The 12,674-nt window shown below is 68.6% G+C and carries 9 protein-coding genes and 1 pseudogene; 5 read left to right on the top strand and 5 right to left on the bottom strand.

Going from position 1 to position 12,674, the window contains the following annotated elements; genetic code table 11:
• Positions 1 to 27: 27 nt before the first annotated feature.
• The 4 genes from ACWDNU_RS12890 to ACWDNU_RS12875 all read right to left on the bottom strand — a co-directional run bounded on the left by ACWDNU_RS12890 (position 28) and on the right by ACWDNU_RS12875 (position 5,341).
• Complete coding sequence (locus ACWDNU_RS12890) at positions 28 to 2,256, bottom strand: ADP-ribosylglycohydrolase family protein (RefSeq protein ID WP_370932782.1); 2,229 nt, start codon at positions 2,254 to 2,256, stop codon at positions 28 to 30.
• A complete protein-coding gene (locus ACWDNU_RS12885) occupies positions 2,257 to 3,627 on the bottom strand; it encodes a glycohydrolase toxin TNT-related protein (RefSeq protein ID WP_449668941.1) in 1,371 nt (456 codons plus the stop codon).
• A 20-nt stretch (positions 3,628 to 3,647) separates the two neighbouring features.
• The gene (locus tag ACWDNU_RS12880) at positions 3,648 to 3,950 is read right to left on the bottom strand and encodes a hypothetical protein (protein ID WP_354735851.1); all 303 of its coding nucleotides are present in this window, start codon (positions 3,948 to 3,950) and stop codon (positions 3,648 to 3,650) included.
• Between the two features lie 80 nt (positions 3,951 to 4,030).
• Entirely contained in the window at positions 4,031 to 5,341 is a 1,311-nt protein-coding gene (locus ACWDNU_RS12875) for an MFS transporter (protein ID WP_449668940.1), read from the bottom strand.
• A 932-nt stretch (positions 5,342 to 6,273) separates the two neighbouring features.
• Here ACWDNU_RS12875 and ACWDNU_RS12870 point away from each other — a divergent pair.
• Entirely contained in the window at positions 6,274 to 6,855 is a 582-nt protein-coding gene (locus ACWDNU_RS12870; protein ID WP_354735848.1) for a YqgE/AlgH family protein, read from the top strand.
• On the opposite strand, the gene ACWDNU_RS12865 is transcribed toward ACWDNU_RS12870, so the two are convergent.
• Positions 6,852 to 7,271, bottom strand: a complete 420-nt coding sequence (locus ACWDNU_RS12865) for an SdpI family protein (protein ID WP_370932789.1) — start codon at positions 7,269 to 7,271, stop codon at positions 6,852 to 6,854. The two genes, ACWDNU_RS12870 and ACWDNU_RS12865, sit on opposite strands and share 4 nt — an antisense overlap.
• A 216-nt stretch (positions 7,272 to 7,487) precedes the next feature.
• Here ACWDNU_RS12865 and ACWDNU_RS12860 point away from each other — a divergent pair.
• The 4 genes and pseudogenes from ACWDNU_RS12860 to leuS form a co-directional block, all read left to right on the top strand.
• A pseudogene (locus ACWDNU_RS12860) lies at positions 7,488 to 7,850 on the top strand (Abi family protein); the annotation flags it as partial.
• A gap of 22 nt (positions 7,851 to 7,872) precedes the next feature.
• Positions 7,873 to 8,388, top strand: coding sequence for an Abi family protein (locus tag ACWDNU_RS12855; RefSeq protein WP_449668939.1), 516 nt, complete (start codon positions 7,873 to 7,875; stop codon positions 8,386 to 8,388).
• A gap of 63 nt (positions 8,389 to 8,451) precedes the next feature.
• The gene (locus ACWDNU_RS12850; protein ID WP_449668938.1) at positions 8,452 to 9,612 is read left to right on the top strand and encodes an esterase-like activity of phytase family protein; all 1,161 of its coding nucleotides are present in this window, start codon (positions 8,452 to 8,454) and stop codon (positions 9,610 to 9,612) included.
• A gap of 159 nt (positions 9,613 to 9,771) precedes the next feature.
• Positions 9,772 to 12,660 (top strand): leucine--tRNA ligase, encoded by a 2,889-nt coding sequence (leuS, locus tag ACWDNU_RS12845; protein WP_449668937.1) that lies wholly within the window; start codon positions 9,772 to 9,774, stop codon positions 12,658 to 12,660.
• The last annotated feature ends 14 nt before the right edge of the window (positions 12,661 to 12,674 follow it).

Genomic DNA, 12,674 nt, shown 5'->3' with positions numbered 1-12,674 from the left:
CCCACAAATACCTGCTCGGGTGACCGATCAGTGCCGTGGGTAGCGCTGAACCCAGGCGTCGCCGAGTGCGTTCCGCGCCGAATGGCGGTCGAAATGCCACAGCGCGTCGGTCGCCACCTGTTCGATCAGGTGGTGCAGTTCAAGCTGCTCGACCCACTTCCGGGGCAGCCCGGGGACACCCACCCGCGCGCCGAGCAGCGCACCGGTCAACGCGCCGGTGAGCGCGCTGCGGCCGGAGTGGTTCACCGCGCGCAGCATCGCCTGTTCCGGGTAGTTCTCGAACCCGGACAGCGCGGCGAACGAGCGGCCGAGGACGGACAGCGTGCTGTGCCCGTCGCCGATCAGCTCCGGCATCCGCAGGTCAGGCAGGCCGTGTTCGCCGAAGAACGGCACCGCCTCGGCGATCAAGTCGCGCACCGGTCCCCACTCCGGACCGTCGTGCTCCTCGAGGACTTCGCGGGAGAGGTTCCACACCGGGTAGCTGAATGAATCTTTCGTAAGCGCCTTTTCGAACACCCACGCCAGGTACGTAGAGGCAGCCACGTCGTCCGGCTGGTGCGTCACGCCGGCCAGATCGCGCACGACCTGGCCGATGCCGCCGCTGAACCCGGTGCCCGGACCGGCCGCGGTCAGCACCGCGGGCAGTGCGCCGACCAGCGCGGCCGGGCCCGACAGCGGCGCGGCTTGCGGATCGCCGGTGACCAGCGCGTGGTACGCATTGAGCTCGGCGTCGTCGATGGCGCGGCGGGCGTGCAGTTCGGGCACCTTGACCAGGAAACCGTCGGCGTTCTGGATCGCCGCGCCCTGTGTGTGCAGCCAGCGGCCGAGCGCGCCGCGGACCACGCTGGGGAACAGCTTCTCGACGTCACGCGACTCCGGCTGTTCGCGATGCGGGCTGCGGATCACCGCCTCGGTGAGGAAAAGCAGCCGCTGCGTCATCGAGCCGATCCGGCCCGGCTGATCGAACGCGAGCGGCAGTTCGCGGACGCCGTCCGGACCGTAGGTCGAGACGATCTCGTCCAGCCGCATCCGGTCGACGGCCGACCCGAGCGCCTCGCCGAGCGCGAACCCGACCCACGCGCCGACGACCCGCTGCCAGCCGTAGCGGAAGTTCTCCAGGCTCGTCTCGGGGTACTTGCCGAACGTGTCGAGCCTCGGGACGATCCGGCCGTCGTTGTCCCAGGACGGCACGAGACCGTTGGCGCGCAAGTCGTTCGGCCGCGAGCGGCTCGGCTCCGGCTGTTCGAACCGGCGCAGCCACGACCGGCCGAGGACGGTCTTGCGGCATTCGTCGGCGGTCAGCTCGAACCCGTGCCGCCGCGCGCGTTCCGCGGCCGCCTTCGGCACGTCGACCGGCTTCTCCAGCCCGATCCGGGCGGCGGTTTCGACGGCGAACTTCTCCAGGTCTTCTTCGATCTCCGGGCAGCGGCCGTTCTCGTCGACCCGCGGCTCGTGGCGCGGGAACCGTTTCGCGATCGCGGTCAGCTCGGCGCCCGCGACGTCCTCGAACGTCGCCGGACCGCCGTTGATCACCAGGTTCGGCGGGTGCTCGAACTCGGCGAGTGTCGCTAAGTCGACCCGCCACCAGGCGTGCTCGCGGGCGGGCAGATGCCGGGTCGAGCTGAAGACGCGCAGCTCGTTGCGTTCTTCGGAGAAGTAGAAACGGTCGGTCGCGCCGGTTTTGAGATCGAACGGCACGAAGACTTCGCAGCGCAGCAGGCCGATCAGCAGCTGTTCGCGCGAAAGCCAGCCGACGCTCGCGAAAGCGAGGAGGGTTTCCAGCGGGTTTTCCGGCTTCGGATAGCCGCGGCGAATCGGACCGGCCTTGTACTCCGGGTTCTCGCGCTCGTCACCGGTCTGGTGGCCGTCGTTGTCGACCTTCACCCAGCCCGCGACCGCGGGAAGCGGCACGCCGAGTTCGCCCAGCCCGGCCTTCGCGTACTCCGGGTCGACGACCTCGCGCCAGCTCTCCTGGCCCGGGTACGCGACTGGGGTGCTGAGCCCGCCCGGATGCGGATGCGCCTGGCGCAGCTCGCCGTCCGGCTCGCGCACGAGCACCGACGGGGCGGGGAAGAGTTCCTTGTCCGGACGGCCGTCGTCGAGGAACGCGACGGTGTTGTAGGGGATCGACCAGCCTTCGGGGACCCGCAGCACGCGGTCGTGGTCGACCCGGAGGCCGCCCGGCCCGGAGACCTCGGGGCCGTGCACGGCGCGCAACCACTTCCCGACCTTGTCTACCGCTTCCGCCGCTTCCACCTACTCGATCCTCTCCAGGCTTCCGTCGGACTCGTGCTCCGCGATCGGCTTGGGCAAGACGTACGCCACGGCGCCGCCGGGAAGGTTCGCCCAGGGCACCGTCACCCCAGTGATCACGTGGAGTGATCTTCGGAGGCGAAAAGTGCTGGTCATGCGCTCCCGTTCGAGTGGCAGGGACGTCGTCGCGAACCGTACCGCCTGGTGGTGGACCAGGTTGCCGGGTTCTTCGCCGAATCGCAGAACGACGGTACCTTCCGCCAACCGAGTGAGTCTCTTGTTCCGCAGCAGCGTGAGGGGAGGGTCACCCGGCACGGGCTGGACCGGCCAGTCGGCGACCTCCCGCGCGGTTTCCAGCGGGGTTTCGCGGCCGCCGGTCGCGCGGGCGGGATGCAGCAGCAGTGCGCCGAGCAGCTGCTGGGCGGCGTCTTCGAGGCGGGCGAAGGTCTGTTCGCGGCCGTCCGGCGCGACGACTGTCCAACCGGCTTTGACCTGGTAGAGGCTCCATTTTCCGGCTTCCCGGCCGCCGAGGCAGCGGACGTCGCGCCAGATGCCGAAGGAATCGAGCCGGTGGCCGAGGTGGGCCAGCAGTTCGTCGGCGGACAGGACCGGGTCCGGGTTGGTTTCCCGCTCGGCCGCGATGTCTCCTGCGGTGCGCTGGACGTCGTCCGGAGTCGGGCGCGGACGGGGCTTCCCGGCAAGATCGGCTTCCGCCGTGCGGCGCACCAGATGCTCGACGTACGGCGGGTGAAAGCCCAGGTCACGGATGTGCTGGAGCAGTTCCGGCTCGGGCGCGGCACCGTGTTCTCTTAGGCGCTCGGCCACCTCGAGCGGCCAAATCCAGGTGCCGTCGGTGCGGTGTCTTTCGCCGACCTCAGCCTCGCGTTCGAGGTATCGCAGGACGAGCGGCAGTTCTTCCTCCGACAGCGGTTCGCCGGTCCCGGCGGTGGCGTGCCGGAATTCGAGGCCGAGCGGCAGGCCGACGTGCAGCCGCCACCAGTCGGGAAGGTGCTCGTCGTCGCGGGGGAAGGTGGTGAGTTCGGCGAGGTAGGCGGACGAATCGGGCGGCGTCGTCCACGGGGGCTCGCCGTCGGTGAAATATTCGAACTCGAACGCGCCGTCCGGGGTGAGCACGTAGCGCGCCTGAATCCAGGTGCCGCGCCCCTCCTGATACATCTCAGCCCGCAATGCGGTGAGCCGCTGGACGACCTCCGTGCTGGCGACGGTATTGCGCGCCTGCACCTCGAAATGGTCGCCGAGCTGGGCGAACCCGATCCCGGCCGCCGCGTCCGGATCGGCCCGGTGCGCCTTGACCAGCCGGCCGATCTCGACGAGCGCCTGCTGACCGGTACTCGTTGGTTCCACGTGAATCATTTCGTCCGGAGCGGACGACATCAGGACCCGCGGCGGCGGTTCTGCGGAACGGTTCCGCGCGGACGGACGCGGCGCGGAGTCGGCCGCGGGGCAGGCATCGAGGACGTGTGCTGCGGTTCGGGTGCGTCGGCCAGGTGCTGCACGAGAGTCTGGACGGTCAACGCGAGCTGCGCGGGCGTCGTCCGTTCGAAGGCGTCCGGGGCGAATTCGAGCCGGCCGAGCGTGCCTGCCGGCCCGGCGGTCGCGCGGACGAGCCCGTCGGGCGAGGTCAGGACAGCTGGAGCGGCGTCGAGACGGGCACGGTCGTCGCCGATGGTGCTCACGGTGGCCCCTCGTGTCGGTTGCGCGTGCCGAGATTAACTCGACCGGGTCACAAGTCACCCTAATGCCAGACGGTGAGTTACTACCCCCGTTTGGCTTCAACGGTTTGCGGCAGCGAATCGCCACGGCGTCGGCGGGCCAGCAGATATCCGGCCCCGCCCAGCAGATAGAGCACGGTCGCGACGACCATCAGCTCCGGCGAGTACCCGTTGTCCTTGACGAAGGCCGCCGCGATCGAGACTGCCACCACCTGGGTGATGTTGAACAGGGTGTCGTAGAGGGCGAAGACGCGCCCGCGAGCCTCGTCCGCGACATCGAGCTGTACCGAGGAATCGACGGACAGCTTCAGCACCTGCCCGGTCCCCATGATCAGGAACGACGCGACCACCGCCAACGGCAGCACCATCGGCAACCCGAGAGCGGCCTGCGTGACCGCTGAGATGAGCAGCGACCCGAGAACCGTCCGAAGCCGTCCGAGCGAGCGGATCAGCCTCGCCGTCACCAGGCCCGCGACGAGAATTCCCGCTCCCGCACACGCGACCAACTGCCCAAGCCCGGGCAATCCGGCGCGGAAGATCCCGTCGTCAGTGAAGTAATTGCGCATCAGCAACACGCTGACCAGCAACGAAATCCCGTACGCGGCGCGATGCGCGAACAACGCGACGAACCCAGCCGTGACACTGGGCGCCCGCCACGCGTGCCGGGCACCGTCCGCGAGCCCCCGCGCCACCGCCACCACGGGATTAGTCGGCTCGTCCACGACCGTCGGCCCCAGGACTCCCTTCGCGAACCGATGCGCGAGAACGGCCGACAACAACGCCCCGACCGCCGCGAACGCCGTGGTCTCGGCCGACCCGATGTCGCCCGACCCGAACACCGCCCGCAACCCGATCGCACACCCGCCCCCGACGACCGCGATCGCCGACCCGAGCGTCGCCGCCACTGCGTTCGCGGAAACGACCGCCTTGGGCTCCACGATGTGCGGCAACGCGGCAGACAAGCCAGACCCGATGAACCGGCTGACCCCCTCAGCCAGCAACGCAAGCGAAAACAACCCGATCCCGCCGACCCCAGCCCCGACCGCGAGAACGGACGCCACGATCGCCAGCGCCCGCACGAGATTCGCGAAAACAAGCACCCGCCGCCGGTCCCACCGATCGAGCAACGCCCCCGCGAACGGCCCCACCAGCGAATACGGGAGCAGCAAGGCCGCAAACCCCTCGGCAATGGCCAGCGGATCCGTCGCCCGCTCGGGATTGAACAAAACGGCCCCAGCCAACCCGGCCCGGAAAACGCCGTCCCCCCACTGAGCCGCGAACCGCGTGAACAGCAACCGCCGAAACAACGGATCCCGAACCAGCTGCCAACCCAGCCGCCGCTCCCCCACCTTCACCCCGCAACCCTACCGAGACCCCCTGACAAAACCCGAAAAACGAGACACCCCAACCCCGAGCGCCCGAAGTCGCCCAGAACCTGGACTACGCGGCACAGAGAGAACGCAGAGACAGCGCCCTCTCGCGCCGGGAAGGCCCTACGGACCAAGCACCACAAATCTGAGAGAGCCCGGAGCGCGAAGCGCAGGAAGCACGCACCGCAGGACGAAACCGCACTGCAGACCGCGTCCGCAGCCGACTGAAGGGCAGAAGGACACCGCGCAGGCAAGGCCGCGCAGGTAAGTGAAGCGCGGAAAAAGCGCCCCCGCAGGCGAGGCGGCGCGGGGTGCGCGAGGCGCGGAAAGGTTGCCGCGCAGGCAAGGCGGCGCGGGGTGAGCGAGGGGGGGGAGAAAGGTTGCCGCGCGGGTGAGTGAAGCGCGGAAAGATTTCCGCGCAGACGAGGCCGTGGGCTGAGCGAGGCGCGAAAGACTGCCGCGCAGGCAAGGCAGCGCGAGGTGCGCGCAGCGCGGAAGGATGGCCGCCCAGGCAAGGCCGCGCGAGGCGCGCGAAGCGCGAAAAGATCGCCACCCAAGCAAGGCCGCACGAAGCAACCAAACCCCGCCCACCTTGAAAGCCAAAGGGGGCTCTGCCCCCGACCACCCCGAAAACCGCACCAAAGGCACCGCGGGGGTCCGGGGGCTCGGCCCCCGGGTACTCGGCGCCGGTGTAAGCGGGAAGGTGCGAAGCACCGAACAGGAGGAGAGAACACCGGCGCACTCGTTTCGCCTCTCGGCGGCTTGGCGCAGTGTGGCTCCGGCCGGACCGGTATTCCACAAAGGCGGTTCTTCAGTGAGCCCGGGGGACACGAGTGCGCCGGCTCATTGTTCCCAACGAGGCGCGTGGTGCTGGTGTTCCCGTGCCGGGAGGATTTCCCGCGGCGGGTGATGGGATCATGGGTGGCGTGCCAGCGGACGCCGAGGTTGAACCGGGAACGCTCCTGGTCGCCGCACCCACGATGTTCGACCCGAACTTCAAGCGGACCGTGGTGTTCGTGATCGATCATCGGGCGGAGGGCACGCTCGGGGTGGTCTTGAACCGGCCGTCTGATGTTCCGGTGAACGACGTCCTGCCGGGGTGGGGCGCGCACGTCGCAGAACCTCAGTCGGTCTTCGTCGGCGGGCCGGTCGACAAGAAGACCGCGCTTTGTCTCGCCGCGTTGCGGACTGGGGAGTCCGCTTCCAGCGTTCCGGGGGTGGTCGCGGTGCGGGGGCCGGTCGCGCTCGTCGATCTGGACAGTGATCCTGAAGTGCTCGTGCCCAAGGTGCGGGGCGTGCGCGTGTTCGCGGGTTACGCCGGGTGGGATTCAGGGCAGCTCGCGGGTGAGATCGAGCGCGAGGATTGGGTGATCGTCCCCGCGTTGCCCAGCGACATTCTCGCGCCGCCCAGCCGTGACCTCTGGGGGCAGGTGCTGCGCCGCCAGGGGGTGCCGCTCGCGTTGCTGGCCACTCACCCCGGCGATTTGCAGCGGAATTAGGCCTCGCTGGACTTCTGCAGGACTCCGCAACCGCCCGCGCCGCACGCGCAGCCGCTGCAGCCGGCCGGGGCCTGAACAGGGGCGGGGACGGTCAATGCGGCTCGGGCGCCCATCCGGGCTCCGGCGACCACCATCACCAGCAAACCGAGCAGTCCGACGATCGCGGCGGCCACCAGGCCGGCCGTGGCGGGGATCGCGAGGCCGGCCAGTCCGCAGACGACCGCGGCCGCGCCGCCGGCCAGGGTCGGGATTCCGGCGACCCGGTTGGCGAGCTTGAAGGCCTCTTCGCTGCGCATCGAGGCTTCGGTCCGGACTCCGGCCCCGCTTGCCCTGCTCAGCCGTCCGCGCACGCCGAGGAAACCACCCCAGCCGACGACGACACCAAGGACGATCGGGACGAGCGCGATAGCGAACACCTCTTGAGGATAAGCGTGACCTCGCGGTCATGTCCCGGATACCCTCGTCGGCTGTGCTACGGGCCATGTCTTCGTCCGGGTGATGCAGGTCCGTGCCTTGCGCACTCGCCCACGGTTGCCTGTTCGGCGTGGTAGTATCAGATCATCACGACCGGTTCCGCCCCTCGGGGTCCAGGGCCGGTCTTTTCGTTTTCAGGGGGAGTAGCGATCCAGCGCATGGAACCCAAGCCGCATTGCACTTACGAGAGGCAACTTGACCTGCTCAAAGAGCGCGGTATGCGCATCGACGACGACGCTGCGGCGCTGGCGCTTCTGGAACGTGCTGGCTACTGCACCTTGAGCGGGTACTCCTACCTCTTCCGGCTGCCAGCATCCGACGGCAGCCGTGCGGATCAGTTCTCCCCTGGGACATCGATCTCGCAAGTGCGCGCATTGTGGGAGTTCGATCATCGGCTCCGCTCGACGACCTTCGCCGCCATCCAGCACGTCGAGACATATCTTCGTGCCTTGCTGGCGTACTCGCTGGGTGCGGTGGATCCGATGATCCACCGGAAACGCGAACTGCTGTCGATCGACCAGCCTGGGGCGTATCCGAGGTGGCTTGAGAAGCTTGATCGCAAGATCGCTGACTCGCGCGAGCGAGTTCATCGTCCACCACCGAGAGAAGCGAGGTGGTGTCGTTCCGATTTGGGTCGCGACGGACGTTCTCGACTGGGGAAGTCTCTCCTACCTGTACAGCTTTGCCCCGCTCAGCGTGCGAGAACAGGTCGCACAACGATTCCGGATCAGCCCGCCGCAACTGAAGTCGTGGCTGCTCGCTCTGAACATCGTCCGCAATGTCTGTGCGCATCACGGCCGGTTCTACAACCGCTACTACTCGCTCACGCCGAAGCTTCCGCAAGGTGAACGCGATAAGTCCTTCGACGTGATCGCTTCCGCGAAAGGGACCACTTTCGCGATGCTCACGCTCATGCAGCACTTGAGCTCGTGCACAGTGGGCGCGAGCATGCGGGTGCTGCCGGCAGTCGTACGTACCTTCCCGAGCGACTCTGGGCTGAGCCCCGCAGTGATGGGAGTCCCCGACCGCTGGGATTCGTATCCCCTCTGGCGGCGGTAACAAACCGATAAGCGTGACCTCGCGGCCATGTCCCGGATACCCTCGTCGGCTGTGCTACGGGCCATGTCTTCGTCCACGCGACACCGGCTGCTCGCCGCCGCCGGGATCGTCACGCTGTCCTTGCTCATTCCTGGAACGGCCGACGCCGCGCCGCGGCCGGTCCGGCTGCTCGGCGAGCAGCGGGTGCCGCACAACCTGCAGTTCCAGGGCACGACGGTCGGCGGGTTGTCGTCGATCGACTTCGATCCGCGCACCGGCGGTTACGTCTTCATCAGCGACGACCGGTCCGCGATCAACCCGGCCCGCTTCTACACCGCGAAGTTCGACGTCAGCGCCGAGGGTGTGGGACCGGTCACCTTCACCGGCACGCATCCCCTGCTGCGTCCGGACAGCACGCCGTACCCGCCGCTCGCGAAGAACGATCCGGCCGCTCCGCAGAACGAGCAGACGATCGACCCCGAGGAACTGCGCGTCGACCCGTGGACCGGGCATTACACCTGGTCGCAGGAGGGTGACCGGCTCGCTGACCAGCACCTGATCCAGCCGTCGATCCGCGAGGCCACCCGCGACGGGCACTACGTCCGCGACCTGCCGCTGCCCGCCAACGAGCGGATGAAGCCGGATGCCGGTCCGCGCCGCAATTACGTTCTCGAAGGTCTCGCCTACACGGGGTTCGGCACGCTGCTGGCCAGCGAGGTCGAGGCCCCGCTGCTCCAGGACGGCCCGCCGCCCACGCCGACGTCGGGCGCGTTGTCGCGGATCACCCTGCAGAGCCGGTTCGGGCACGTGCTGGCGCAGTACGCGTACCCGCAGGAGAAGCTCTTCGCCGAGCCGAAGCCCGCCACCGGGTTCGCCGACACCGGGGTGTCCTCGATGCTCGCGGTGAACCAGGCCGATCCGACGAAATTCCTGATGATGGAGCGGTCCTTCGTCACCGGCGTCGGCAACAAAGTGCGCATCTTCGAGATCGACACCACCGGCGCGACGAACGTCCTGAACACCCCGTCCCTGACTGCCGCCAAGCACGTCAAGCCGGTGAAAAAGCGACTGCTCGCCGACCTTTCCGACTTCCCGCTGTCCACTGTGGACAACATTGAGGGGATGACCTGGGGCCCGGCGCTGCCGTCCGGGGAGCGCAGTCTCCTGCTCGTGAGCGACAACAACTTCTCCGCGACGCAAGTCACCCAGGTCGTCGCTTTGGCGGTCCCGTCGGAACGGCTTTGACCAGCGCGTTACGATGAGTGCATGAACACGGCTCGGCTGCTCCTTGGCCTGCCGCGCTGACCTGGTCCGATGACCGGCTCGGCGCGGCGACCCCTCATGCCTTCTGGCTTGGGGGGTCGAGTTGTTTCTGGGAGTGGCTCGACACGGAGGAAGACGGCGATGACAGGGTCTGACGAGGCCACCGGGGCCGCGGCGAAGAGCGCCGCGGACGCTGAGCACGCTCCGCCGTTCCGCTACACCGCGGAGCTGGCCGGGCAGATTGAGCAGCGCTGGCAGGACCACTGGTCCGACCACGGCACCTACCACGCGCCGAACCCGGTCGGTCCGCTCGCCGAGGCGGGCGAGCCGGTGCCCTCGGACAAGCTGTTCGTGCAGGACATGTTCCCGTACCCGTCCGGCTCCGGCCTGCACGTCGGGCACCCGCTGGGCTACATCGGCACCGACGTCTACGCGCGTTACCACCGGATGATCGGCCGGAACGTGCTGCACACGCTGGGCTACGACGCGTTCGGCCTGCCCGCCGAGCAGTACGCGGTGCAGACCGGCACGCACCCGCGCACCACGACCGAGCAGAACATCGCCACCATGCGCCGCCAGTTGAAGCGGCTGGGGCTGGGCCACGACGAGCGCCGGTCGATCGAGACGATCGACCCGGACTACTACAAGTGGACCCAGTGGATTTTCCTGCAGATCTTCAACTCCTACTACGACGAGGACGCCCGCAAGGCGCGCCCGATCGAGGAGCTGGAGAAGGCGTACGCCGCGGGCGAGCGCGCGACGCCGGACGGCCGTCCGTGGGTCGAGCTGAGCACCGTCGAGCAGCGCAAGATCATCGACGACCACCGGCTGGTCTACATCTCCGAGGCTCCGGTGAACTGGGCCCCCGGCCTGGGCACCGTCGTCGCGAACGAGGAGGTGACCGCGGACGGCCGCAGCGACCGCGGCAACTTCCCGGTGTTCCGCAAGAGCCTGCGCCAGTGGATGATGCGGATCACCGCGTACGCCGACCGCCTGGTCGACGACCTGGACCTGCTGGACTGGCCGGAGAAGGTCAAGTCCATGCAGCGCAACTGGGTCGGCCGCTCGCAGGGCGCGCGCGTCTCGTTCGCCGCGGGCGACGAGAAGATCGAGGTCTTCACCACCCGTCCGGACACCCTGTTCGGCGCCACCTACATGGTGATCGCGCCGGAGCACCCGCTGGTCGAGAAGCTGACCGCGGCGCAGTGGCCGGGCGAGCACCCGGAGACCTGGACCGGCGGCGCGAAGACGCCCGCCGAGGCCATCGCCGCCTACCGGGCCGCCGCCTCGCGCAAGTCCGATCTGGACCGGCAGGAGAACAAGGAGAAGACCGGCGTCTTCACTGGCACCTACGCGGTGAACCCGGTCAATGGCAAGGAAATCCCGGTCTTCGTCGGCGATTACGTGCTGATGGGGTACGGCACCGGCGCGATCATGGCGGTGCCCGCGCAGGACCAGCGCGACTACGACTTCGCGAAGAAGTTCGAGCTGGAGATCGTCCGCACGGTCGACCCCGGCGAGGGCTTCGAGGGCGAGGCGTTCACCGGCGACGGCCCGGCGATCAACTCCGCCAACGACACCGTCGACCTGAACGGCATGGGCGTCGCCGACGCCAAGAAGACGATCATCGCCTGGCTGGAGGACCGCGGCGCGGGCGAGGGCACCGTCCAGTACAAGCTGCGCGACTGGCTGTTCGCCCGCCAGCGCTACTGGGGCGAGCCGTTCCCGATCGTCTACGACGAGAACAACCAGCCGATCGCGCTGCCCGAGGACCAGCTGCCGGTCGTGCTGCCGGAGGTCGACGACTACTCGCCGAAGACCTTCGACCCGGACGACGCCGACTCCGAGCCGTCGCCGCCGCTGTCGCGCGCGAAGGACTGGGTCGAGGTCACCCTGGACCTGGGCGACGGGCCGAAGAAGTACCGCCGCGACACCAACGTCATGCCGCAGTGGGCCGGTTCCTGCTGGTACCAGCTGCGCTACGTCGACCCGTCGAGCCAGGACGTGTTCTGCGCGCCGGAGAACGAGGCGTACTGGCTGGGCCCGCGTCCGGCCGAGCACGGCGTGGACGACCCGGGCGGTGTCGACCTGTACGTCGGCGGTGTCGAGCACGCGGTGCTGCACCTGCTGTACTCCCGCTTCTGGCACAAGGTGCTGTACGACTTGGGCCACGTGTCCTCGAAGGAGCCGTACCGCCGCCTGTTCAACCAGGGTTACATCGAGGCGTTCGCCTACACCGACAAGCGCGGTGTGTACGTGCCTGCTGAGGACGTCGTCGAGCGCGACGGCAAGTTCTTCTTCGGCGACGAAGAGGTCAAGCAGGAATACGGCAAGATGGGCAAGAGCCTGAAGAACGCCGTGACGCCGGACGAAATGTCGGACACCTACGGCGCGGACACCTTCCGCGTGTACGAGATGTCGATGGGCCCGCTGGACATGTCGCGGCCGTGGGCGACCAAGGACGTCGTCGGCGCGCACCGGTTCCTGCAGCGGCTGTGGCGGCTGCTGGTCGACGAGCAGACCGGCGAGCTGCGGGTCTCGGCCGACGAGGCGACCGAGGCGGACCGGAAACTGTTGCACCGCACCATCGCCGGGGTCCGCGAGGACTACGCGGAGATGCGGTTCAACACCGCCGGCGCGAAGCTGATCGAGCTGAACAACCACCTGACCAAGGCGTACGGCTCGGCCGCCGGAACCCCGCGCGAGGTGGCCGAACCGCTGGTGCTGCTGCTGGCTCCGCTGGCCCCGCACGTGGCCGAGGAGCTGTGGCACCGGATGGGCCACGCGGACTCGCTGGTGCACGGGCCGTTCCCGGTCGTGGACGAGAAGTACCTGGTCGAGGACTCGGTCGAGTACCCGATTCAGGTCAACGGCAAGGTCCGTTCGCGGATCACCGTGCCCGCGGACGCGAAGAACGACGCGGTGCAGGCGACCGCGCTGGCGGACGAGAAGATCGCCGCGCTGGTCGGCGACAAGACGCCGCGCAAGGTGATCGTGGTGCCGGGCCGGCTGGTCAACATCGTGCTCTGAAAAAGCTCGTTCCG

Source organism: Amycolatopsis sp. NPDC003676 (assembly GCF_053587275.1).
This window is presented reverse-complemented; position numbering and strand designations above follow the sequence as displayed.

Bases quoted from the DNA above. Each gene is read 5' to 3' on its own strand.
- ACWDNU_RS12850 (WP_449668938.1), top strand. From the start codon at position 8,452: ATGTCTTCGTCCACGCGACACCGGCTGCTCGCCGCCGCCGGGATCGTC.
- ACWDNU_RS12870 (WP_354735848.1), top strand. From the start codon at position 6,274: ATGGGTGGCGTGCCAGCGGACGCCGAGGTTGAACCGGGAACGCTCCTG.
- ACWDNU_RS12885 (WP_449668941.1), bottom strand. From the start codon at position 3,627: ATGATTCACGTGGAACCAACGAGTACCGGTCAGCAGGCGCTCGTCGAG.
- leuS (WP_449668937.1), top strand. From the start codon at position 9,772: ATGACAGGGTCTGACGAGGCCACCGGGGCCGCGGCGAAGAGCGCCGCG.